Raw genomic sequence first — 21575 nt, 5'->3', positions numbered from 1 at the left:
GTCTTGGTGGATAAGGGGCTGGGAGATTTAACCCCTTATAGAGTTGTTATGCCGCAATAGCTTTAAATTTTTGAGCAATGACATAATCACTCCACCACTGCATGAGAATCACTCGTTCTGCCAGATATTCCGGGCGATTGTAAGCTGCAATTATTTCATCTTTCTTCGAGTGGGCAAGGGCCGCTTCTAAGACACCAGTCCTGAACTTACCAGATTCGTCTGTCGCCGTTCTCACAATAGATCTCATTCTATTAACCATAAGTTCACCTCCTTAAACCGTTCGAATGATTACGGCTTATACTGCCTACTTATGCTAATATCTAAGAGAAGCCATTATGGTTGTGTAAGTATACTTCATGGTTTATTTCGGATATATAAAACCATACCTATGACTGGCTGTTTTCAGCAAGAGTCTTCTCATCTAAAGAATTAATTTTCGAAATTCTTTTTAACTCATTAAGATAATCAACCTCGTTTTCCAAGAACCAATGAAGAACTTTAGAGTTACCCAGTAATTTATTAATATATGACTGGATTATCACGAATTTCAACATATCTGAACCATACTCGGTTTGAAGTTTTTTTGTTTCTTCCGAAGTTGTTGCCATTTCCTGTTCCAGACGAAGTATGGTTTTTTTTATGTCCTTTTTATAGGGAGTGTTTTTCCCTTTATTTACTATCATTGATGCCGGTGTAGCATCCAAGATGCTCATTGCAAATTTTTTACTATAATTATCAAAATTAATCATTGTACCGACTGCTTCAATTTGACGAATTGGCTTCATTTTCCTCAAAACATCAAATGTAGCCTTAGGTATAGGTTTATCAGAAAGTTTCGCAATTACACTTGGATCTATACCGTTCATCACATTAGCTTTATCTTTTATAGCATCAATAGATATTCCCAAAGCAGCACTAAGTTTTTCAATTGAAACTTTTGCCAAGGACTTGATTATCATTCTATGTTCTTCAACTACATTTATATGATTGACTTGTTTGTTAGGAGTGAACGCATCATCTATGCTCGAAAGTAAACATGGAGCTTTTTCTATGCCTAAGTCTTTTAAAGCCTCAACCCTCAAATGGCCATCGAGTATCTTAATGGCATCTTTATCTTTGTCATAGAACACTATTATTGGTTCAATAATACCTAAGCTTTCAATAGAGGTAACTATTTGATGATATTTATGACTTAACTTTACATTTTCTAACAATTCCTTAGAGGGAATTAACTTGTTAGTTTCTAAATAAATAAAATTGTCGCCAAAACGTATCTGAATCATTTTGATGCCTCTTTGTTTATTGGATTGAGGATTTGAGATGGCAGTTCTGATAGATTCTCTTGTTCAAGTAAATTTTGAAAGCTTTTATTCATCATTATGATGTTAAAAATCTCATTTACTATCAGTAAATTAGTTTTTATAAATTTAGAGTTGTTATAAACAGATTTATGTTCAGCGATACTATTTTCATAAAGCCCAATTAACTCCTCAGCAGTCATTCTTTTTGATGGTTTGTGATAATAAAACCCGGCTGCTTTTGCACCTTTATTCCCAATTGTTCGCTGATTTAGAATGTGTTTTATCTTTATAATGTCCCGGCTTTTAATTAATTTTTTATCATATGCTTCGGTAAGAATATCTTGAGCTTCTTCAGTTTCACATCTTGCAAATTGCACTGCAAGATATAGAGGCAAATTCCCCCGTTCGACTGCAGAGAGAAGTTTATGCTCTCCCTTATCAAGAAGCATATTTATACTGCTCACCCAGTTCGATGAATACCCAGTAATCTCACTTATTTCGGAGTCTGAAAGTCCTCTGATTTTCATATCTTTTATTACCTGTAATAACTCATTGGAACGTGGTCTCCTCCTTGCAATGTTTTCAACTAAACTCATAACGTAAGCATCTTCTTCTGATACATCTCTTATAATTGCTGGAATAATGGTTTCACCTAATGCAACGAGAGCCTCTATTCTCCCTTGACCACAAATTAAAGCATATTTGAAATCGTCTTCATCAATCGCTCTCACGCTTATAGGCTTGCTTAATCCTCTTTTTTTTATGCTTTCCTTAATTTCTTCATGCACTACCTTATTTCTAGTTCTTGGGTTAAGGAATTTTATTTTTGCAATCTCAATTTGTATTATTGGGAATTCATTTGTTTCAGGCAGCATATAGTTCCCTCACTTTCATGCGAGTAATAATTTGTAGAAGTTTATCCAGATTATCAAATCTATAGAGATCTAATCGAATGTTGTTTGTTTCCGTCATGCACATTTTACTATATTCGTTTTCTATCTTTGGTATGATATAAAAATCAAGAGGCGAAATATTTTGTGAATCCATTCGTATAACAATTGTTATGTCTGCTTTCTGTGAGTTATCAAACCGGACCTTCCATCTAAGTTTACCTGATTTCATATGTATGCATTTAGTAATAAGGACGGAAATTAAAAGCTCATCATTGATGTAAAGCATTGGGGCATATTTATATTCGTCTATATAGCAGTTACTTTTTAAAATCCTCCCCTTAAAATCCTCAATTATACCTGAGTAAAATGATCTTAGTGCTTCATTTATTTGGAGATAACTGTAATCATGTTCTGGCTTATAACCAATCAAAGTATATGCTCTTAAAAGACCACCAAATCGGGTTCTGTAAACAGAAGATGAAGGGCCTGTATCATCTTCATCAATGATAAATCCTGATAGTTTTCCATTAGATTCCAATTTTTGTTTTAGCTTTTCTAAAAGCTCTTCATTAGTCAAATGTATGGATCGGAGCTGAATTATATCTTGAGCTTTATTATATTTTTTCTTTGAAATAATGGGTTTATATGCTTTGTCACATCTAACCCATTCATGTTTGGGGTTTTTTACAAGTCTACTTTTTAGTTTAGATGAGGTTTTGTTATATATGTTGTTTCCAATATATTTTTCATTTGTCAAGATTTGATGTATTTTTGCACGAGTCCATAATGTTCCATTTTCTGCAGGTATATTCTGTTCATTTAATCTCTCAGCAATAATGAATTCTGGTACGTTATAATCTATAAAGAGATCATAGATTCTATTTACAATTTTTATCTCATTTTTGGGGCCCGGAATTAATATTACTCTATCTGTTTGAATACTCTTTCTTTTGCGGAAACTCAATATTTCTTTAGCTATGCCATTTTCATCTACTAAAAGACGTCTCAGCCCATAACCAGCCATGCCGCCTTGATGATAACCAAGCTTTATTAAATTTACTTGTCCTATAAATACCTTTTCTGATAAATTCCTGCTGTGATATGCAGCACTAGATCTTTTTATATTCAGTATTACAGAAGACTCTAAAGGGAAATCTTTAGTGGGTATAGGTTCAGAACAGTATATAAGGTCTACACCGTTTCTCTCAAATAGAAAGGAATAATATGCAGCTTCATCACTGTTTTGAAAACGACCAAAACGACTCACATCATAAAATAATACAGCCTGTATATCTATTTTCTTTTGTTCTACATCACTAAGTAACTGCTGCAAAGAATGCCTGCCTACGATACTGACTCCGCTCTTACCTGCATCATCGTAGGTATAAGCGATTTCCATATTGTTCTTTTCAGCATAATCTTTGATGTATTCGGACTGATTATGTAAAGAATATTGCTGATGGTCGGTAGACATCCTCAAGTACTGTGCGACTCTAACTTTATGATTTTTATCATTTTCGCTAGCCATGCACGAAACCTCATGGATGATTCAATACAATGTAGAGGATAAAATTGATCAATTTTTAACCAAATTCAACTCTTTTATCATCGATTAGAGCGAATTTGGTAAATCTTCGAGGTGTATGATAATCGAGAAGAGATGTGAATTATTTAGCTGATATGACCTACAGCTTTCGTTATGTGGACTCAAGGTCCCCATTTGTGAATGGCTATGCTTAGTCCACATAGGTTAATGGTGTGATTATTAATTCTTTAACTAAATCAAGATAGTTAACCCATCATGGGAGATTTATGCGGCAATAACTTTGCATTTTTGAGACGAAACATAGTCACTCCACCATTGCATGAGAACCACCCGTTCAGTGAGATACTCTGCACGATTGTAGGCTGCAATGATTTCATCTTTCTTCGAGTGGGCAAGGGCGGCTTCTAAGACATCAGTTCTAAACTTGCCAGACTCCTCAGCAGCCGTTCTAGCAATGGATCGCATACCGTGAGCTACAAGCTCACCTCCGAAGCCCATACGGATTATGGCCGCATTGGCTGTTTGTTCATGCATGTGATTGAGTGGAGCTTTGATACTGGGGAAAACCCACTCTCTACGTCCGCTGATGGCTTTCATTGAATCCAAGACTCGCAAAGCTTCTTTACTTAGTGGAACTTTGTGAGGCTTCTTCATTTTCATGAACTCCGCCGGAATGTTCCACATTGAGTTGTCAGTATCTATATCGGCCCATCTGGTGCGAACAGCCTCACCAGGACGAACCCAAGTTAGTAACTGCCATTCAATCAGCAATCGTGTCTCCATACGGACTGAGGCGTTGTTTAACACTGTAAGGAAGCGGGGGAGTTCGGTTGGGGGCAGGGCTGGCATGTTCTGTTTCTTCGGCTTACTAAATCTCTGGGCAAGATTGTCAGCCGGATTGAATTCTATGAGTTCTTCTGTTGCTGCATAGCGGAAAACTTCATTCAGGCGGGATATGATGCGGCGAAGTGTTTCAAGGACACCTCGTTTTTCTATGGGGTCTAAATGCTGTTTAAGCATTTTAGGGCGAATCTCCTTAATGGGGGTATCACCCAACGTTGGAAAGATATTTCTTTCTAGGCTTCGCCAGATGTCGTTAGCATGATCCTGGGAGATGCCTGACGTTTTGACTTTCTCATCAAGCCACTTCTTGGCTACTGCTTGAAATGTATGTTCCGTTGCATCTTTTAGGGCATTGGCTTTCTGGGTGTTATGAACTTGTGGGTCTATATCATTTGCAAGCAACGACAAGTATTCATCACGTAAAGCTCGTGCCTTAGCAAGTGTAAGATGAGGATAGGTTCCTAAGCTCACCTTAGTTCGCTTTTTGGTCACAGGCACTGCATATCTGAAATACCAATTTTTCTTCCCTCCCTTCGCCAGGGGAGCGATTCGCAGGAGCAAACCATCGCCGTCAAAAAGGTTAACCTCTTTCTCGGCAGGTTTGGTGCTTTTGATTTCAGTGTCAGTGAGCTTCTTAGCGATTTTTGCCATTTGGGACCCTCGATTTTTGGACCCTTCTTAGTGGGTCCTATTCAGGGTGCCATAACTCATAGTTCTCAGCAATTCTCACTGGACGACAATAGACGTAAAAAAGCCCGCAGAGCTTGTGCTGTGCGGGCTTAGTAGACTTCATTGTACTTCAAACAACTAAAAAGTGGTGGAGCTGGCGGGAGTTGAACCCGCGTCCGAAATTTCTACATCCTCGGTACTACATGCTTAGTTTGTCTTTACATTCGCACGCCAGCTGCGGACAGACACGCCACTAACGAACTAGCCTGATTAGTTTTAACGCTTCAACCCCAGGCAGGGCTTCCACGCGATCTCTTTTGGGTTTGACCTCTCTTTGATCCCCGTCTTAAGAGCGGAAGCTAGGGAGAGAGGGCTCAGAGCAGGTTATTAAGCTGCTAAAGCGTAGTTTTCGTCGTTTGCGACTATTTTTTTGCGGCTTTTAACGAGGCAAACCGCCCCTCGGCATGCACCTTGGGTTTCGCAAATCCCGTCGAATCCAGAATCAGCCCCAATAGTGTTGAACTAAGTATACCAGATTTCACTTCCTGGATACCAGCCCGGAACGCTAACTTATTGAATAGTACAATAAGTGTGCAGAATCAACGTCCTGCGTTTTTCATGATGCGCGCTTTGTCGAGCTGCCATTCGCGCTCTTTCAGGTCAGTACGTTTGTCGTGCTGTTTTTTACCCTTCGCGACGCCAATTTTCACTTTGCACCAGGCGTTTTTCCAGTACAGCGACAGGGCGACCACGGTGAAACCTTCACGGTTGATGCGTCCGTAGAGGGATTCCAGCTCACGCTTGTTCAGCAGCAGCTTGCGGGTGCGCGTAGGGTCACACACGTAGTGTGAGGAGGCGACGGTCAGCGGCGTAAAGTTCGCGCCGAACAGGAAGGCTTCGCCATCTTTCAGGATCACGTAGCTATCGCCGATGTTGGCTTTCCCGGCGCGCAGCGATTTTACTTCCCAGCCCTGCAACGCAAGGCCAGCTTCGAATTCTTCTTCAATGAAATACTCGTGGCGAGCACGCTTGTTGAGCGCAATGGTCGCCGAGCCTGGTTTATGTGCTTTTTTCTTCGTCATAAGTGTCGTAAAGCCGTCGGTAATCTGATTTCAAATAGTCACCTCATTGCGTCCTGTGAGGTCTAACGCGCTATCTTAGCACGAGATGAGGCTTAGCGTTTTTTTAACAGGTGATAAATGTTATTATTTGTCCGTTGTGTGACCATGGGAAATGCTATGCCTCAGATTAGCCGTACTGCGCTTGTGCCTTACAGCGCGGAACAAATGTATCAGTTAGTGAACGATGTTCAGTCTTATCCAGAATTTATTCCGGGATGCACCGGGAGCCGCGTTCTGGAGTCCGGGCCGACGCAGATGACCGCGGCGGTGGATGTCTCTAAAGCGGGGATCAGCAAGACGTTCACCACCCGCAATACGCTGACCAGCAATCAGAGTATTTTGATGCATCTGGTGGATGGTCCGTTTAAAACCCTGATGGGAGGCTGGAAGTTTACGCCGCTGAGCGCTGACGCCTGCCGCATTGAGTTCCAGCTGGATTTTGAATTTACCAATAAGCTGATTGAGCTGGCGTTTGGCCGCATCTTTAAAGAGCTAGCTTCCAATATGGTTCAGGCGTTCACCACCCGCGCCAAAGAGGTTTACAGTGTCGCATAAGATTGCTGTAGAAGTGGTGTACGCGCTGCCGGAGAAGCAGTATCTGCAGCGCGTGACGCTGGAAGAGGGGGCAACCGTTGAGGCGGCTATCCGCGCGTCCGGCATCCTTGAGCTTCGCAGCGATATCGACCTGGCGAAAAATAAGGTCGGGATTTACAGCCGTCCGGTGAAGCTGGGTGATGTGCTGAAAGAGGGCGACCGGGTAGAGATTTATCGTCCGCTGATTGCCGACCCGAAAGAGCTGCGTCGTCAGCGTGCGGAGAAGGCGGGTAAGTAGCGTGTTTTCCCCTCACCCTGACCCTCTCCCCAAAGGGGCGAGGGGATAAAAGAAATACAAAAAAGGTGCTCAATGAGCACCTTTTTGCATTTCTGACTTCTGATTATTTGGTCAGGGCAGGCTTGTTGTCGATGTTGGTCAACACACCGGCGCTGCTGAAGGTCAGCGTCAGGGTCTGCTGGGTCGCATCTTCGTGGCCCGGCTTCTGACGGAATACATAGAACCAGGTGTTAGTGCCGAACGGATCGGACATCATCGGGGTTCCCAGTGTATAAGCGACCTGCTGTTGTGTCATCCCCACGCGGATTTTGGACACATCGTTAGGGGTAAGGTAGTTCCCCTGGTTGATGTCAGGACGGTAAACCACTTTCTCCAGAGTGGAACAGCCTGCGGTCAACATCAGAAGAACCGCTGCGGCAGCGGTCAGCATTTTACAACGCATAGTGATTTGATTCCTTTTCGGGCCCGAGCAGAACGCGGCTCATATGTAATATGCCGATGATAATAGACCTTGCCCCACTTTGAAACCGGTCTGGCGGCGTTTTTGTTGTTCTGTATGACCCTGAGATCCCGAAAAAGTTTATGCCGCCAGCAGTTCTTTCGCGTTCGCGAGCGTGTTACGCGTGACTTCGCTGCCGCCGAGCAGGCGTGCCAGCTCCTGCAGGCGCGCACGTTTATCCAGCGGCTTCATGTGTGTTTCAGTCATTTCACCGTCGGTTTCTTTACTGACGATAAAGTGGTGATGACCACAGCCCGCGACCTGCGGCAGGTGGGTGACACACATCACCTGCGTTGATTCGCCGAGCTGGCGCAGCAGTTTACCCACCACCGCCGCCGTTGGGCCGCTGATGCCGACATCCACTTCATCGAAAATCAGCGCCGGGGTGTCCATTTTACGCGCGGTAATCACCTGAATCGCCAGCGCAATACGCGACAGTTCACCGCCGGAGGCCACTTTGGAGATAGCCTGCAGCGGCTGACCCGGGTTGGTGGTGACGCGGAACTCGATGCGGTCCGCACCTTCCGCCGTCAGGTGGTTCTCTTCAAAGCGGACATCAATGGTGAATACACCGTGCGGCATCGCCAGCGTGTGCATGCTGTCGGTGATGTGCTGGCTTAGCTCCTGGGCGTAATGCTGACGGATTTCATGCAGCTTTTGCGCTGTCGCCAGGGCCTGTTCATGGTGCAGGTTCACCGCCAGAGAGAGGGTTTCCTGCGAATCAGCCTGATCGTCAAGCTGCTGCTGCTCTTCCAGCAGAGACTGATAGTAGCCCGGCAGCTCTTCCGGCGTGACGTGGTGCTTGCGCGCCAGTGAAATCTGACGGGAGATACGTTGCTCCAGCTCAAACAGACGGTTCGGGTCGAGATCCAGACGTTCACAGTAGTGGCGCAGTTCGTCACTGGCTTCGGAGATCTGAATAGCCGCTTCTTCCAGCATATCCAGGACGCCTGAAAGTTTGCTGTCCATGCCGACCAGTTCGGTAATCAACTGGCGGACGTTATACAGCTGTCCTTGCAGGTTCACGTCTTCGCCATCCGCCAGCAGGTTAAGCGCATTCTGGCTGGTTGAGAGCAGGTGACCGCTGTTCGCCAGGCGTTTGTACTCTTCGTCGATTTGCTCAAACTCACCCGGCTGCGGGTTGAATTCGTTCAGCTCTTTAAGCTGGTACGCCAGCAGCTCCGCACGTGCGGCGCGCTCCTGGCTTTGCTGCTGGTGCTGGGCAAGTTCACGGCAGCTCTGATGCCACTGGCGATAGTGTTCCGCCATAAGCTGAGTAAGCGCGTACTCACCCGCATAGCCATCCAGCAGCGCTTTCTGCTGTTCGGGTTTGACGAGTTGCTGATGCGCATGTTGACCGTGGATCTGGATAAGCAACTGGCCGAGTTCACGGAGCTGGGAAAGGGGGACCGCCGTGCCGTTGATAAAACCGCGGGAACGACCGTCGCTGCTGATGACGCGGCGGAGTAAACACTCACGTCCATCTTCAAGCTGGTTCTGTTCCAGCCAGCGCTGGGCGGCAGGGGTGTCTTTCAGGGAGAAACGGGCGCACAGGTCGGCACGGTTGGCGCCCATGCGCACCATATCGCCCTCTGCGCGGCCGCCAAGGCACAAGCCGAGGGCATCAATGGCAATGGATTTACCTGCACCGGTTTCCCCGGTGATCGCCGTCATGCCGCTGTGGAAATCGATCTCAAGCTCACGAACAATGGCAAAGTTGCTGATGGTCAGTTGTGCCAGCATAATTGTTTTCCTGTATGAAAAACCATAACTGTGTTTCCATACAGTATAAACTGGTTTTATATACAGTAAAGTACTGGATGCAGAATCAGAACAATTTTTTTGACCAGCCAAGCTTCGAGCTTAATGTATTGAAATAGCTGTAATCTTTCGGATGAATCAGATTCAGGTGGTAATCACACCGGCGAATAAGCACATCTTCACCTTCCTGGATCGGCAGCGCTATCTGGCTGTCGCAGCTGATCTCCAGGTCGTTACGGCGGTGTGAGAAGCGCAGACGGATCGTGCTGTCGCCGTTGATGACCAGCGGGCGGGCGGAGAGCGTGTGCGGGAACATCGGCACCAGGGTAATGGCGTCCAGAGAGGGGGTCAGGATCGGGCCGCCGGCAGAAAGCGAGTAGGCGGTTGAGCCGGTCGGGGTGGAGATAATCAGCCCGTCAGAACGCTGGGAGAAGGCAAAGATTTCGTCGATATAGACTTCGAACTCGATCATGTGCGCCACTTTACCGGGGTGAAGGACCACCTCGTTAATCGCGGTGCTGATGCGCTTCTGGCAGTCCTGCTGGCACACCTGCGCTTCCAGTAAAAAGCGTTTTTCACTGATATAGTGGCCTTCCAGCACGTCGGCCAGCTGCTGTTGCGCATTGTCCGGGTCAAGGTCGGTTAAAAAGCCGAGATTGCCACGGTTGATGCCGATGACCTTAATGTCATAGCGCGCCAGCGTGCGGGCCGCGCCGAGCATGTTGCCGTCGCCGCCCACCACCACGGCGAGATCGGCCTGTTGGCCTATTTCCGCCAGCGTGCCGGTTTTGACGCTCTTCAGCTGCAGCTCCTGAGCAATCTGCTGCTCGACCATCACTTCATAGCCTTTGCTACACAACCAGCGATACAACATTTCATGTGTCGTTAGTGCGGTAGGGTGACGCGGATGCCCGACGATCCCAATACACCTGAAATGATTATTCATTTTCTGGAGGTCCTTGTGCCTGATGAATGATGACAATCTGTCTTGTTCCCTTGAATCCCGGAAACTGATCCCCATAATAAGCGAAGTTAGCGAGATGAATGCAGAAAAACGCGGAGAAATTCATGAGTAGTAAAGAACAGAAAACGCCTGAGGGGCAAGCCCCTGAAGAAATTATCACGGAACAGCACGATGAAGTTGAGGCTGTAGAGCCAGACGCATCTGCTGAGCAGGTGGACCCGCGCGATGAAAAAATTGCGAATCTGGAAGCCCAGCTGGTAGAAGCACAGAATCGCGAACGCGATGGTGTTCTGCGCATCAAGGCGGAAATGGAAAACCTGCGTCGCCGTACCGAGCAGGACGTTGAGAAGGCGCATAAATTTGCGCTGGAGAAATTCGTCAACGAACTGCTGCCGGTAATCGATAGCCTCGATCGCGCGCTGGAAGTGGCTGACAAAGCAAATCCGGACAACGCGGCAATGATCGAAGGTATCGAACTGACGCTGAAATCCATGCTCGACGTGGTGCGTAAGTTTGGCGTGGAAGTAATTGCCGATACCGACGTTCCGCTGGATCCAAACGTTCACCAGGCGATTGCGATGGTTGAATCTGAAGAGATTGAAGCCGGTAAAGTGCTGGGCGTGATGCAGAAAGGTTACACCCTGAACGGCCGTACCATTCGCGCGGCGATGGTGACCGTGGCGAAAGCGAAAGCGTAATTCGCTATCCGTAGTGCCGGGTAGCGGCGTTCGCCTTACCCGGCCTACAACCTTACTCAGCGATACTTTCGCGCAGGGGTTTAACGGGCAGGACTTTCACCTGCTTAATCATATTGTCCTGCACGTCCAGGATATCAATATCGTACTGCTCAATGCGCACCCGCGTGCCCGCCGCCGGGATCTCTTCCAGCGCTTCCAGAATCATCCCGTTAATGGTCCGAGCCTCATCTTCCGGCAAATGCCAGTTAAAGGCTTTGTTGAGTTCGCGAATGTTCGCGCTGCCGTCAATCAGCACCGAGCCGTCGTTTTGCGGGGTGACCTCTTCCGCGAGGGAAGGCGACATTGAGGTGGTAAAGTCCCCGACAATCTCTTCCAGAATATCTTCGACCGTCACCAGCCCCTGAATATCGCCGTACTCGTTGACCACCAGGCCAACCTTCTTCTTGTTACGCTGGAATTTCACCAGCTGCGTGCTGAGGGGGGTTCCTTCCGGCACGTAGTAAATTTCGTCGGCGGCGCGCAGCATTACCTCTTTGGTGAACTCTTTTTTCTCGGTCATCAGACGGTAGGCTTCGCGCACGCGCAGCATGCTGATGGCGTCATCCAGCGAGTCGCGGTACAGCACAATGCGCCCGTGCGGGGAGTGCGTCAGCTGGCGAACGATGGCTTTCCAGTCGTCATTGATGTCGATACCGACGATTTCGTTACGCGGCACCATGATGTCGTTCACGCTCACCTTTTCCAGATCCAGCACCGACAGGAGCATGTCCTGATTGCGCCGGGAGATCTGCGAGCGGGATTCATGCACGATGGTGCGAAGCTCTTCTTTGCTGAGCGCGCTGCTGATGGTGACGTCGGCTTTGATTCCCACCATCCGCATCAGGACGCGCGTCACCATGTTCAGCAGCCAGACCAGCGGCATCATCAGGATCTGCAGCGGTGCCAGCAGGAAGCTGCTCGGGTAGGCGACTTTCTCAGGGTAAAGCGCGGCGATGGTTTTCGGCAGCACTTCGGCAAACACCAGCACCACGAACGTCAGCACGCCGGTGGCAATCGCCACCCCGGCGTTGCCGTACAGGCGCATCCCGACGATGGTGCCGAGGGCAGAGGCCAGAATGTTGACGAGGTTGTTGCCGATGAGCACCAGGCTTATCAGGCGATCCGGCTTGCGGAGCAGTTTTTCAACGCGACGTGCGGCGCGGTTACCCTGTTTAGCACGATGACGTAACCGGTAGCGGTTTAAGGTCATCATGCCGGTTTCCGAGCCGGAGAAATAGGCGGAGATGACCACCATGACGATCAGCGTAACGATCAGCGTGGTGGTAGAGATGTGTTCCAGGGGGAACTCCTTTGTTTCTTAGCCAGCAAATTGCTGTATGAAGCGGCTGCCAAAATAGGCAAGGGTGAGAATGCCCGCACCCGCGACGTTGAACCAGACCACGCGACGACCGCGCCAGCCTTCATGATAATGGCCCCATAACAGGACAATATAGACAAACCACGCGATGATGGAGAGTACCGCTTTATCGATATTCTCCACGCTGAACAGGTTCTTCATGTAAAACAGGCCCGTGCAGAGCGTCAGCGTCAGCAGCACCACCCCCACCTGGGTGATGTGGAACATCTTGCGCTCAATGACCATCAGCGGCGGCATTTCATGGTTAAAGGCCAGCTTTTTGTTTTTCAGCTGATAGTCAATCCAGGCGAGCTGCATGGCGTAAAGCGCGGCGATGATCAGCGTCGCGTAGGCAAAGAGCGACAGGCCGATATGCACCAGCATCCCCGGGGTAGCCTCCAGATGCGTAATAAACTCATTAGGCATAAAGGTAGCGAGGGCCAGATTGATCAGCGCAAAGGTGTAGACAATAGGCAGCAGCAGCCAGCCGCGATTTTTAGACGCGACGATGGTCATCACCGTACAGATCATCAGGCTGACCAGCGAGCCGACGTTGAGGACGCTCAGGTTTTGCACGCTGCCGTCGCCGGGAATGATGCGTGATTCCAGCGCAAAGGCGTGGCTAATCAGTGCGATGACCGCAGAAAGAATAGCCATGCGCCGCCAGCCGCTGTTTTTTTGCAGCAGTCCGGGAACGATCAGCGCGAGGCTGACAGAGTAGGCAACAAGGGCGATCAGTGCGAAAACAGGCATATAGGCATCGACAGTTGTCTTAATAAGAAAGAGAAGCAGTATAACGTTACGTGACGCCTGCTCCAACCGTTGCATAACAACAAAGGCGCCTTCATGTTATACTCCGGCAAAATTCTGTGTATGTGTCGCCCATGGCGGCCCAACGTTTCTACTCAGGCGAGAGACAATGTTTGATAATTTAACCGATCGTTTGTCGCGCACGCTGCGCAACATCAGCGGCCGCGGACGCCTTACTGAAGAGAACATCAAGGAAACGCTGCGCGAAGTGCGCATGGCGCTGCTGGAAGCAGACGTCGCGTTGCCGGTTGTTCGTGATTTTATCAACCGCGTAAAAGAGAAGGCGGTTGGTCATGAAGTTAACAAGAGCCTGACCCCGGGTCAGGAGTTCGTCAAAATCGTTCGTAATGAACTGGTTTCGGCGATGGGCGAAGAGAACCAGGTGCTTAACCTGGCGGCTCAGCCACCGGCCGTGGTGCTGATGGCGGGCCTGCAGGGTGCGGGTAAAACCACCAGCGTCGGTAAGCTGGGTAAGTTCCTGCGTGAAAAGCACAAGAAGAAAGTGCTGGTGGTCTCTGCGGACGTCTATCGCCCGGCGGCGATCAAACAGCTGGAAACCCTGGCAGAGCAGGTTGGCGTGGATTTCTTCCCGTCCGACGTGGCGCAGAAGCCTGTCGACATCGTTAACGCCGCGCTGAAAGAGGCGAAGCTGAAATTCTATGACGTGCTGCTGGTGGATACCGCCGGTCGTCTGCACGTCGACGAAGCGATGATGGACGAGATCAAGCAGGTGCATGCCTCTATCAACCCGGTAGAGACCCTGTTCGTTGTCGACGCCATGACCGGTCAGGATGCGGCGAATACCGCGAAAGCGTTTAACGAAGCGCTGCCGTTAACCGGCGTGGTGCTGACCAAAGTGGACGGTGACGCCCGCGGCGGTGCGGCGCTCTCGATTCGTCACATCACCGGTAAGCCGATTAAATTCCTCGGCGTGGGCGAAAAAACCGAAGCGCTGGAGCCGTTCCACCCGGACCGTATCGCCTCCCGTATCCTCGGCATGGGCGACGTGCTGTCGCTGATCGAAGATATCGAGAGCAAGGTTGACCGCGCGCAGGCCGAGAAGCTGGCCAGCAAGCTGAAAAAAGGTGACGGTTTCGATCTCACCGACTTCCTTGAGCAATTGCGTCAGATGAAAAACATGGGCGGCATGGCCAGCCTGATGGGCAAACTGCCGGGCATGGGCCAGATCCCTGACAACGTGAAAGCGCAGATGGATGACAAGGTGCTGGTGCGTATGGAGGCGATCATCAACTCGATGACCCTCAAAGAACGCGCTAACCCGGATATCATCAAAGGTTCCCGTAAACGCCGTATCGCAGCCGGTTGCGGCATGCAGGTGCAGGACGTTAACCGCCTTCTGAAACAGTTCGACGACATGCAGCGCATGATGAAGAAAATGAAGAAAGGCGGCATGGCGAAGATGATGCGCGGCATGAAAGGGATGATGCCTCCCGGTTTTCCAGGGCGTTAATCGCTTTTGAGATTGCTTTTTGCCCGAAAATGAGTAAAATTTTCGGGCTTTTAATATGACACCCGGGCTCCGTTCCTCGATGGGGCCCGGTTGTTTTATTCACACAAGAGGATGTTATGGTAACTATTCGTTTAGCACGTCACGGCGCTAAAAAGCGTCCGTTCTACCAGGTTGTTGTGACTGACAGCCGTAATGCACGCAACGGTCGCTTCATCGAGCGCGTTGGTTTCTTCAACCCACTGGCCGCTGGCGCAGAAGAAGAAACTCGTCTGGATCTGGATCGTATCGCTCACTGGGTTGGCCAGGGCGCTACTGTTTCCGATCGCGTTGCTACGCTGATCAAAGCAGCAAACAAAGCAGCTTAATCTGTCACGGTGGTCATGATGAGCAATAAAGTACCTGTTGAACCGATCGTATTGGGAAAAATGGGTTCTTGCTACGGTATCCGTGGTTGGCTCAGAGTGTTTTCCTCCACTGAAGACGCTGATAGCATTTTTGATTACCAGCCCTGGTTTATCCAGAAAGGCGGTAAGTGGGAAGAGGTCGAGCTGGAAAGCTGGCGTCACCACAATCAGGACATCATCATCAAGCTGAAAGGCGTTGACGATCGTGATGCCGCGAATGCGCTGACTAATTGTGAAATTGTCGTGGATTCGTCGCAGTTGCCACAGCTGGAAGAGGGCGACTACTACTGGAAAGACCTTATGGGTTGCCAGGTAGTCACTACCGAAGGCTACAGCCTGGGGAAAGTCATCGATATGATGGAAACCGGGTCAAATGACGTTCTCGTCATTAAGGCAAACCTGAAAGATGCATTTGGCATCAAGGAGCGGTTGGTCCCGTTCCTCGATGGACAGGTTATCAAGAAAGTCGATCTCACTACTCAAACCATTGAAGTAGATTGGGATCCTGGTTTTTAAATTCTCCGGATAAACGGTAAAAGACGGCGCTATGTGGATTGGCATAATTAGCCTGTTTCCTGAAATGTTCCGCGCGATTACCGATTACGGGGTAACTGGCCGGGCAGTAAAGAATGGCCTGCTGAGCATCCAGAGCTGGAGTCCTCGTGACTTTACTCATGACCGGCACCGTACCGTGGACGATCGTCCTTACGGCGGCGGACCGGGGATGCTAATGATGGTGCAACCCTTACGGGACGCCATTCACACAGCAAAAGCCGCGGCAGGTGAAGGCGCAAAGGTGATTTATCTGTCACCTCAGGGACGCAAGCTTGATCAAGCGGGCGTGAGCGAACTGGCGACGAATCAAAAGCTGATTCTGGTCTGTGGGCGCTACGAAGGGATAGATGAGCGCGTAATTCAAACCGAGATTGACGAAGAATGGTCTATCGGCGATTACGTTCTCAGCGGTGGTGAGTTACCGGCAATGACGCTGATTGACTCCGTCGCCCGGTTTATTCCGGGTGTTCTGGGCCATGAAGCTTCGGCAACGGAAGATTCCTTTGCTGACGGGTTGCTGGACTGTCCACACTATACTCGTCCTGAAGTGTTAGAAGGGATGGAGGTCCCGGCAGTGTTACTGTCTGGAAACCATGCCGAGATACGTCGCTGGCGTTTGAAGCAGTCGCTGGGCCGAACCTGGCTTAGAAGACCTGAACTTCTGGAAAACCTGGCTCTGACTGAAGAGCAAGCAAAGTTGCTGGCCGAGTTCAAAACTGAACACGCGCAACAGCAGCATGAACATGATGGGAATGCGTAATACGCTCCCGAATATCAGTTTACCCAGGATAAGAGATTAAATTATGAGCAACATTATTAAGCAACTTGAACAAGAGCAGATGAAGCAGGACGTACCTTCCTTCCGTCCAGGTGACACCGTGGAAGTGAAAGTATGGGTTGTTGAAGGTTCCAAAAAACGTCTGCAGGCATTCGAGGGCGTGGTTATCGCTATTCGTAACCGCGGTCTGCACTCTGCATTCACTGTTCGTAAAATTTCCAACGGCGAAGGCGTTGAGCGTGTCTTCCAGACTCACTCTCCGGTAGTTGACAGCATTGCTGTTAAACGTCGTGGTGCTGTACGTAAAGCTAAACTGTACTACCTGCGTGAGCGTACTGGTAAGTCTGCTCGTATTAAAGAGCGTCTGAACTAATAACGCGCTTTCGCAACATCCGAAAGCTTGTAGAAAACAAGGGGTTAGCGTAATGCTAACCCCTTTTTTATTGGCGGTGGCGGCAAATTGGCGACGGAGTTTTACTTGATGGCGGCAGAAGTAAAAAAACCTGCCGAAGCAGGTTTAAAGCCAAAGTTGCTGTTGCTGGTTTCTTACAGGATGGGGCGGGGCAGGCTCAACAGCTCCCGGCTTCATGATGAATCTCGATAGCGTCTCAAAAGTTATAAACGTGCAGCCACAATTAATGTTTTGGCACTGATGATAACGCTCTTTCGTTTCGGTACTAAGGTATCTGCTAGTGCGAGCATGAGCGGCGTTCTGGCATAACGGGCAATGCATCATAATTTTTCCCCTGCTGGCGTGTCTGAGGGAATAATATACTTTCAGTTTGCATTTGCAAGTTAAGGTTTGCTTTATCATTCCTCGTCTTCCTCTGAGCTGTACTCTACGTCAGAAAGCTTAACCTCAAGCTCTAAGCCCGTCGTGAAGCCACTATTACTCAGATTGTGAGTTACCTTACTGATTAACCAAGATTGCTCATCTATGACGCGCTTAAAGCCTGACACGCGCACTGGTGTCTCAGGGAATAAATCAGCCCTACCAAGCGCCATCGTAATTGAAAACTCCGCAACACCTCTCTGCAGCTTATCCCACTTAGCCTGAGCTGCGCGCATCGCCTGCGCCTTTGATGCGTAGACCGTCGTCAGAGCCAGCACGTTATCAGCTTCACCGGCCATATACTCACCCTCACGCGCTTCTGGTTCTTTTTTGGCCTTTGTCTTTTTGCTGACCGGCTTTGCTTTCGGGTGCTCCAGTGCGCGCAAGTGCTTCTCTTTTGGCTTACGTTTCAGCGTCACTTTTTGCTTTTGCGGCTTCGGGTCTTTGGTGTGCAACCATTTTGCTGTTACGCCGGTGTAAGCCCCACGGTCAGCAATGGCAAACTGATGACGGTCACCATCGCTGCGGGTCAGGGTCATTTGCGGTACGGGCTTGCCGCTGGCCGTTATTGCACTACCGGCTTTCAGAAACAGGAGCTTCCCCGCTTTCACTGACACAGCTGCCCCATTGCGGTCAGCAAGTCGGGTCAGAAATACGGCGTCTGACTCCTGCGACTGGTCGATATGCGGTACCGGTATTTTTTTCAGTGAATCCGCGACACTGGCCGTCAGTTTATTGCGCTTTGCAATGGTGCTGACCAGCTCACCGAGCGTGGTGTCATGCCATGACTCTTCACGCCGTGAATTGAGCGTTCCGCGAAAGTCTGCACTACGCGCACGGATGGTCAGGGTATCAGGCGCGCCCCGGTGCTCAATCTCATCGACCGTGAAATCACCCTTATTCAGAAGCGCCGAACCCTGCCAGCCAAGCCACAGCGTCAGCACCGCCCCACGCAGGGGTAACTCGACTTTGCCGTCAGTGTCGTCGAGCTCAATGTCGAGCTGGTCAGCCTCAAATCCCCTGTTGTCGGTCATGGTGAGAGAAATCAGCCGGTCACTAAAATTGCTGGTAATATCCTGGCTATTCAGCGTCAGCATGAATGCCGGTGCAAGGCTGGCACCGGCATCAATAGTCATGCCTGTAATCATACGGACAGCCCTCCGAGCACGCCCTGCAGCTTATCGGTCAGATTTCCGGCAGAGCCGAGAAGGTCGCTGGCCTGCTTATTCAGGTCTCCAAACATCGCCGTCAGTGATTCGTCGACCCGCTTTAGCGAAAGAGTGAAATCAATCTTTCTGGCTGCACCGTCACTGAAAAACTCAGCGTGCGTGGTCGACACCTTATCGACGATATACATCCCGAGAATATTCCCGGTGCCCTCAATCAACGGCCACGCTCTACCCTCGTTAGCCATCACCTCTACAACCTTTAGTGAGATCCATCCTCCAGTTATAGCGGGGTACAGTGTGCCCGAAAGCTGTATCGACGTTTCCCCCTCGCCGAGAAACTGATACGCAGGCGGTTTACCAACCCGGTCATTAGACGCCCAGCGGTAATCTTTAGAGTGTTGCATCGACTGATAAGGCAGGGTGCGACGTTCAAATACAAACATGCCAAGAGCAAGCATCATAATCAGCCTCCTTAATCGTGCATCATGCTGGCGCGGGCTTTCGCTCGCTTTTCACGTTCATATTTTTCTAATGCATCCTGCAACTGATTCCCTAGTTGACCGCCCGGAGCCCCATTGCCCGGCAGGTTGATTTGATAGGTTGGGCTGCTCTGGTCAACATAGGTACGGCCAGCCGGTGCGGTAACTGGCTGGTAAGCCTGATAACCGCCATATGTACTGGTTGCCGGGATGTAGGAATTACCCTTTGTGGCGGCGTTGGTTTTGGCGGCAGTCTGGTCGAGATTATTGGATTCTTTGTTGATGACGCCTAGCTTTTCGAGAAGCCAGTCGACCCCGCTACGCAGCGTGTTAAATGCTTTTACTGGTGCCATGAAAGCATCTACCAGCGCCTGTCCAAATGCGACACCTGCATTTTTGCAGCTATCAAGGGTTTCTTTCGTTGAGTGCACAGGTTCAATGAGGTCTTTGAACCATTGCCACGCCGCTTTTAGCTTATCGCCAAGCCAGTCAAAAACAGGTTTTAACGGTGCAAATAGTTCAGTGGCAGGTGCAAATGCACTTTTCAACCCCTCAACAACACCAGAAAAAAACGCGCTGATTGGTTCCCAATATTTGCGGATGAGTAATGCCCCGGCCACAATCGCAGCGACAAGAGCAACAATTGGCCAAGTGAGTGCACCGATTGCGGTCATAATGGCTCCACCCACAACGCTAAAAATAGTCCCCAAAGCTCCAGCGCCCGCGATAATGGCATTAATACCCGTAACAACCGGCCAGGCTGCGAGGCCAATACCGCCAATGATACCAATCAGAGCGAGCGCCCCTCCGGCAATGATGCCGATAGTTTCCGCCAGCCCCTTGTTATTTTTTATCCAGCCGTCCAGCTTTAACACATACTCTGTGGCTGTTTTGGTGAGCTTTCGCAGAGAGCCCTCTTGCTGGTCAAAAAGGTCAGTACCGACCGCCTCATAAGCAGACTGGAACTCTTTAAAATCACCGCCGAGGTTATCCTGCATAACCTTGACCAGTTCCTCGGTTTTGCCGTCTGAAGCTTTCAGTGCGGCGGTTAGTTGGTCGAGCTTGCCGCTGGCCGCTGCAGCCATCAGCACATTAGCTGATGAGCTGGCCTCTTCGCCGAATATCGTTTTCATGTATTCGGCTTGCTGCCCGGTTCCGAGATTGTTGCGCTTAAAACTGGCCTGCATTTCTTTCAGGATGGTAAATATTGGTCGCGTATTGCCTTTGCTGTCTGAAGTTTTAACGCCCAGCTCTTTGAGGGCATCCCATGCCTTGCCGGTCGGAGCCTGCAGACGACTTAATACCGCACGGCTCCCGGTACCAGCCATCGAGCCTGTGATTTTTGCATCATGCAGAGCGCCCACCATTGCGGCGGTTTCTTCAATGCTGACACCGGCATTTTTTGCCACCGGCGCGGCATATGTCATCGCATCACTGAGGCCGTCAAAGTCGGCGGCTGTTTTGTTCATTACCGTAGACAGTACATCGCCAATATGCGAAACCTTGTCATTGGAAAGCTGAAACGCCGAGCGCATTCCCATCAGTAACGCTGCGTTTTCTTCCATTGTACGACGGTTAGCAAGTGCCATATTCAGAGTAACTGGCGTTGTTGCCTGAATTGCGGCGGCATCCCCACCGCCTTTTGCGATAATAATCTGCGCACTGGCAGCATCGTCGGCAGAGGCGGCAGTATTGTCGCCGAGCTGGCGCGCCTGTTTGCGTAGCGCCTCCATTTCTGGCGATTGTTTATCGACCCCGAGCACGGCCTGCAGTTCGGAGTTTTTCTGCGCAAAGTCATAACCGGGCGTCAGTAATTTAACCCCGACCATCGTTCCCGCTGTCGCGATACCTACCCCGGCAGCACCTGCAGCGGCCATGTTACCGGCAAGCTCCTTGCCTGATTTATATCGCTCTTTCACCCGGCCTAATTTCGCCTGCTGTGCACTGACGCGCGCCAGTGCCTCACGCTGGCGGTTAAGCTGTGCCGTCGTTTCGCTGATAGAGGTTTTGAGCCGACGCTCATCGGCAGACAGGGTGCGGGTATTAATACCGGCCTGCATCAGCTCGGAGCGCTGTCGTTGTACCGACGTTCTCAGACTGTTGTATTTCGTTTGCAGCTCAGAGGCGGCACGCTTTGCTGCTTCGAGTGCCTGCGCCTGCGCCCGGGTCGGACTGGTGGTGTTTTTAAACTGCACGGCCAGCTCACCAGCTTCGCGTTTCGCCTTATCAAGAGCCTGCCCGGTTACGGCCAGTTGCGCGCTTGCCTTACGAAAGCCGTCGATTTTCGATGCCTGACCATTCAGGTCACGCAGCCCCTTTTGTGTGTCGCGAATATCACCCGAGAGGGTTTTACTCGCAGTCTGAATGGATTTAAGCGGTCGAGTCGCTTGGTCGACCGCTTTCAGCAATACCTCAAGCCTCAGGTTATTACTCATTGTGGTTTCCGCTACGCTGCAGCGCCTTTTCGCGCCATGTGATGAGCTCGGTCAGGCTCAGGGAATAGAGCTCTGATGGCGGCCAGTGGAAAATCACCGCGATATCCGCCATCAGGTCA

The 21575-nt window shown here is 49.7% G+C and carries 23 protein-coding genes, 1 other RNA gene and 1 pseudogene; 8 read left to right on the top strand and 17 right to left on the bottom strand.

Going from position 1 to position 21575, the window contains the following annotated elements; translation table 11 throughout:
- Positions 1 to 46 precede the first annotated feature (46 nt).
- From OTG14_RS17290 to smpB, 7 genes and pseudogenes are all read right to left on the bottom strand, one after another.
- A pseudogene (locus OTG14_RS17290) lies at positions 47 to 271 on the bottom strand (integrase); the annotation flags it as partial.
- Between the two features lie 115 nt (positions 272 to 386).
- Positions 387 to 1283 carry a ParB/RepB/Spo0J family partition protein gene (locus OTG14_RS17285; protein WP_047718520.1) on the bottom strand — a complete coding sequence of 299 codons (897 nt, stop codon included), beginning with the start codon at positions 1281 to 1283 and terminating at the stop codon, positions 387 to 389.
- A complete protein-coding gene (locus tag OTG14_RS17280) occupies positions 1280 to 2176 on the bottom strand; it encodes a ParB/RepB/Spo0J family partition protein (RefSeq protein WP_045351110.1) in 897 nt (298 codons plus the stop codon). The genes OTG14_RS17285 and OTG14_RS17280 overlap by 4 nt, the downstream gene beginning before the upstream one ends.
- Complete coding sequence (locus tag OTG14_RS17275) at positions 2166 to 3722, bottom strand: recombinase family protein (RefSeq protein ID WP_047718515.1); 1557 nt, start codon at positions 3720 to 3722, stop codon at positions 2166 to 2168. The genes OTG14_RS17280 and OTG14_RS17275 overlap by 11 nt, the downstream gene beginning before the upstream one ends.
- Before the next feature lie 282 nt (positions 3723 to 4004).
- Complete coding sequence (locus tag OTG14_RS17270) at positions 4005 to 5234, bottom strand: integrase domain-containing protein (RefSeq protein WP_048249317.1); 1230 nt, start codon at positions 5232 to 5234, stop codon at positions 4005 to 4007.
- A 164-nt stretch (positions 5235 to 5398) separates the two neighbouring features.
- Positions 5399 to 5762, bottom strand: a transfer-messenger RNA (tmRNA) gene (gene ssrA / locus OTG14_RS17265).
- Between the two features lie 89 nt (positions 5763 to 5851).
- Positions 5852 to 6334, bottom strand: a complete 483-nt coding sequence (gene smpB / locus OTG14_RS17260) for an SsrA-binding protein SmpB (protein WP_024908331.1) — start codon at positions 6332 to 6334, stop codon at positions 5852 to 5854.
- Between the two features lie 156 nt (positions 6335 to 6490).
- Here smpB and OTG14_RS17255 point away from each other — a divergent pair, with 156 nt between their 5' ends.
- Both OTG14_RS17255 and OTG14_RS17250 read left to right on the top strand, forming a co-directional pair.
- Positions 6491 to 6928, top strand: a complete 438-nt coding sequence (locus OTG14_RS17255; RefSeq protein WP_024908332.1) for a type II toxin-antitoxin system RatA family toxin — start codon at positions 6491 to 6493, stop codon at positions 6926 to 6928.
- Positions 6918 to 7205, top strand: coding sequence for an RnfH family protein (locus OTG14_RS17250; protein WP_023308884.1), 288 nt, complete (start codon positions 6918 to 6920; stop codon positions 7203 to 7205). Before OTG14_RS17255 ends, OTG14_RS17250 begins: the two co-directional genes overlap by 11 nt.
- Positions 7206 to 7308: 103 nt before the next feature.
- On the opposite strand, the gene bamE is transcribed toward OTG14_RS17250, so the two are convergent.
- The 3 genes from bamE to nadK form a co-directional block, all read right to left on the bottom strand.
- The gene (gene bamE, locus OTG14_RS17245; RefSeq protein WP_023308883.1) at positions 7309 to 7647 is read right to left on the bottom strand and encodes an outer membrane protein assembly factor BamE; all 339 of its coding nucleotides are present in this window, start codon (positions 7645 to 7647) and stop codon (positions 7309 to 7311) included.
- Positions 7648 to 7785: 138 nt separating this feature from the next.
- Positions 7786 to 9447, bottom strand: coding sequence for a DNA repair protein RecN (gene recN, locus OTG14_RS17240; protein ID WP_090418274.1), 1662 nt, complete (start codon positions 9445 to 9447; stop codon positions 7786 to 7788).
- Positions 9448 to 9532: 85 nt separating this feature from the next.
- Positions 9533 to 10411 (bottom strand): NAD(+) kinase, encoded by an 879-nt coding sequence (nadK, locus tag OTG14_RS17235; protein ID WP_008502500.1) that lies wholly within the window; start codon positions 10409 to 10411, stop codon positions 9533 to 9535.
- A gap of 122 nt (positions 10412 to 10533) precedes the next feature.
- On the opposite strand from nadK, the gene grpE reads away from it, so the two are divergent.
- Positions 10534 to 11127, top strand: coding sequence for a nucleotide exchange factor GrpE (gene grpE, locus OTG14_RS17230; protein WP_032646909.1), 594 nt, complete (start codon positions 10534 to 10536; stop codon positions 11125 to 11127).
- A 52-nt stretch (positions 11128 to 11179) separates the two neighbouring features.
- Here the strand turns inward: grpE and OTG14_RS17225 are convergent, their stop codons facing one another.
- Together OTG14_RS17225 and OTG14_RS17220 are read right to left on the bottom strand one after the other, a co-directional pair.
- The gene (locus OTG14_RS17225) at positions 11180 to 12466 is read right to left on the bottom strand and encodes an HlyC/CorC family transporter (protein WP_032646908.1); all 1287 of its coding nucleotides are present in this window, start codon (positions 12464 to 12466) and stop codon (positions 11180 to 11182) included.
- 18 nt (positions 12467 to 12484) lie between these two features.
- A complete protein-coding gene (locus OTG14_RS17220) occupies positions 12485 to 13276 on the bottom strand; it encodes a cytochrome C assembly family protein (protein ID WP_014884879.1) in 792 nt (263 codons plus the stop codon).
- Between the two features lie 166 nt (positions 13277 to 13442).
- Here OTG14_RS17220 and ffh point away from each other — a divergent pair, with 166 nt between their 5' ends.
- The 5 genes from ffh to rplS all read left to right on the top strand — a co-directional run bounded on the left by ffh (position 13443) and on the right by rplS (position 16914).
- On the top strand, positions 13443 to 14804 hold the full coding sequence (gene ffh / locus OTG14_RS17215; protein WP_014884878.1) for a signal recognition particle protein: 1362 nt from the start codon (positions 13443 to 13445) through the stop codon (positions 14802 to 14804).
- Between the two features lie 116 nt (positions 14805 to 14920).
- Entirely contained in the window at positions 14921 to 15169 is a 249-nt protein-coding gene (gene rpsP / locus OTG14_RS17210; RefSeq protein WP_003863133.1) for a 30S ribosomal protein S16, read from the top strand.
- A 15-nt stretch (positions 15170 to 15184) separates the two neighbouring features.
- On the top strand, positions 15185 to 15724 hold the full coding sequence (gene rimM / locus OTG14_RS17205; RefSeq protein WP_032645319.1) for a ribosome maturation factor RimM: 540 nt from the start codon (positions 15185 to 15187) through the stop codon (positions 15722 to 15724).
- Between the two features lie 31 nt (positions 15725 to 15755).
- Positions 15756 to 16523 carry a tRNA (guanosine(37)-N1)-methyltransferase TrmD gene (gene trmD, locus OTG14_RS17200; protein WP_008502493.1) on the top strand — a complete coding sequence of 256 codons (768 nt, stop codon included), beginning with the start codon at positions 15756 to 15758 and terminating at the stop codon, positions 16521 to 16523.
- 43 nt (positions 16524 to 16566) lie between these two features.
- Positions 16567 to 16914: a 50S ribosomal protein L19 gene (rplS, locus tag OTG14_RS17195; RefSeq protein ID WP_002914145.1), complete on the top strand. Its 348-nt coding sequence runs from the start codon at positions 16567 to 16569 to the stop codon at positions 16912 to 16914.
- 144 nt (positions 16915 to 17058) lie between these two features.
- Here rplS and OTG14_RS17190 read toward each other — a convergent pair whose 3' ends face one another.
- The 5 genes from OTG14_RS17190 to OTG14_RS17170 all read right to left on the bottom strand — a co-directional run bounded on the left by OTG14_RS17190 (position 17059) and on the right by OTG14_RS17170 (position 21568).
- On the bottom strand, positions 17059 to 17277 hold the full coding sequence (locus OTG14_RS17190; protein ID WP_072056585.1) for a DNA-binding transcriptional regulator: 219 nt from the start codon (positions 17275 to 17277) through the stop codon (positions 17059 to 17061).
- A 74-nt stretch (positions 17278 to 17351) separates the two neighbouring features.
- Complete coding sequence (locus OTG14_RS17185; RefSeq protein ID WP_257122593.1) at positions 17352 to 18521, bottom strand: phage late control D family protein; 1170 nt, start codon at positions 18519 to 18521, stop codon at positions 17352 to 17354.
- On the bottom strand, positions 18518 to 19003 hold the full coding sequence (locus tag OTG14_RS17180) for a phage tail protein (protein WP_257122592.1): 486 nt from the start codon (positions 19001 to 19003) through the stop codon (positions 18518 to 18520). The genes OTG14_RS17185 and OTG14_RS17180 overlap by 4 nt, the downstream gene beginning before the upstream one ends.
- Before the next feature lie 11 nt (positions 19004 to 19014).
- Complete coding sequence (locus OTG14_RS17175) at positions 19015 to 21456, bottom strand: phage tail tape measure protein (RefSeq protein WP_267215481.1); 2442 nt, start codon at positions 21454 to 21456, stop codon at positions 19015 to 19017.
- A complete protein-coding gene (locus OTG14_RS17170; RefSeq protein ID WP_000763323.1) occupies positions 21449 to 21568 on the bottom strand; it encodes a GpE family phage tail protein in 120 nt (39 codons plus the stop codon). Before OTG14_RS17170 ends, OTG14_RS17175 begins: the two co-directional genes overlap by 8 nt.
- Positions 21569 to 21575: the final 7 nt, after the last annotated feature.

This window comes from Enterobacter pseudoroggenkampii, from assembly GCF_026420145.1.
GTDB classification, from domain to species: Bacteria; Pseudomonadota; Gammaproteobacteria; order Enterobacterales; family Enterobacteriaceae; genus Enterobacter; species Enterobacter pseudoroggenkampii.
The sequence above is the reverse complement of the archived record's forward strand: the minus strand, read 5'-3'. Positions and strand labels throughout refer to the sequence as shown.

Coding starts and splice junctions, on each gene's coding strand:
- OTG14_RS17275 (WP_047718515.1), bottom strand. CDS start 3,722: ATGGCTAGCGAAAATGATAAAAATCATAAAGTTAGAGTCGCACAGTAC.
- OTG14_RS17285 (WP_047718520.1), bottom strand. CDS start 1,283: ATGATTCAGATACGTTTTGGCGACAATTTTATTTATTTAGAAACTAAC.
- rpsP (WP_003863133.1), top strand. CDS start 14,921: ATGGTAACTATTCGTTTAGCACGTCACGGCGCTAAAAAGCGTCCGTTC.
- grpE (WP_032646909.1), top strand. CDS start 10,534: ATGAGTAGTAAAGAACAGAAAACGCCTGAGGGGCAAGCCCCTGAAGAA.
- OTG14_RS17280 (WP_045351110.1), bottom strand. CDS start 2,176: ATGCTGCCTGAAACAAATGAATTCCCAATAATACAAATTGAGATTGCA.
- nadK (WP_008502500.1), bottom strand. CDS start 10,411: ATGAATAATCATTTCAGGTGTATTGGGATCGTCGGGCATCCGCGTCAC.
- rimM (WP_032645319.1), top strand. CDS start 15,185: ATGATGAGCAATAAAGTACCTGTTGAACCGATCGTATTGGGAAAAATG.
- OTG14_RS17175 (WP_267215481.1), bottom strand. CDS start 21,456: ATGAGTAATAACCTGAGGCTTGAGGTATTGCTGAAAGCGGTCGACCAA.
- OTG14_RS17220 (WP_014884879.1), bottom strand. CDS start 13,276: ATGCCTGTTTTCGCACTGATCGCCCTTGTTGCCTACTCTGTCAGCCTC.
- bamE (WP_023308883.1), bottom strand. CDS start 7,647: ATGCGTTGTAAAATGCTGACCGCTGCCGCAGCGGTTCTTCTGATGTTG.
- rplS (WP_002914145.1), top strand. CDS start 16,567: ATGAGCAACATTATTAAGCAACTTGAACAAGAGCAGATGAAGCAGGAC.
- recN (WP_090418274.1), bottom strand. CDS start 9,447: ATGCTGGCACAACTGACCATCAGCAACTTTGCCATTGTTCGTGAGCTT.
- OTG14_RS17180 (WP_257122592.1), bottom strand. CDS start 19,003: ATGATGCTTGCTCTTGGCATGTTTGTATTTGAACGTCGCACCCTGCCT.
- ffh (WP_014884878.1), top strand. CDS start 13,443: ATGTTTGATAATTTAACCGATCGTTTGTCGCGCACGCTGCGCAACATC.
- smpB (WP_024908331.1), bottom strand. CDS start 6,334: ATGACGAAGAAAAAAGCACATAAACCAGGCTCGGCGACCATTGCGCTC.
- OTG14_RS17255 (WP_024908332.1), top strand. CDS start 6,491: ATGCCTCAGATTAGCCGTACTGCGCTTGTGCCTTACAGCGCGGAACAA.
- OTG14_RS17185 (WP_257122593.1), bottom strand. CDS start 18,521: ATGATTACAGGCATGACTATTGATGCCGGTGCCAGCCTTGCACCGGCA.
- trmD (WP_008502493.1), top strand. CDS start 15,756: ATGTGGATTGGCATAATTAGCCTGTTTCCTGAAATGTTCCGCGCGATT.
- OTG14_RS17190 (WP_072056585.1), bottom strand. CDS start 17,277: ATGATGCATTGCCCGTTATGCCAGAACGCCGCTCATGCTCGCACTAGC.
- OTG14_RS17270 (WP_048249317.1), bottom strand. CDS start 5,234: ATGGCAAAAATCGCTAAGAAGCTCACTGACACTGAAATCAAAAGCACC.
- OTG14_RS17170 (WP_000763323.1), bottom strand. CDS start 21,568: ATGGCGGATATCGCGGTGATTTTCCACTGGCCGCCATCAGAGCTCTAT.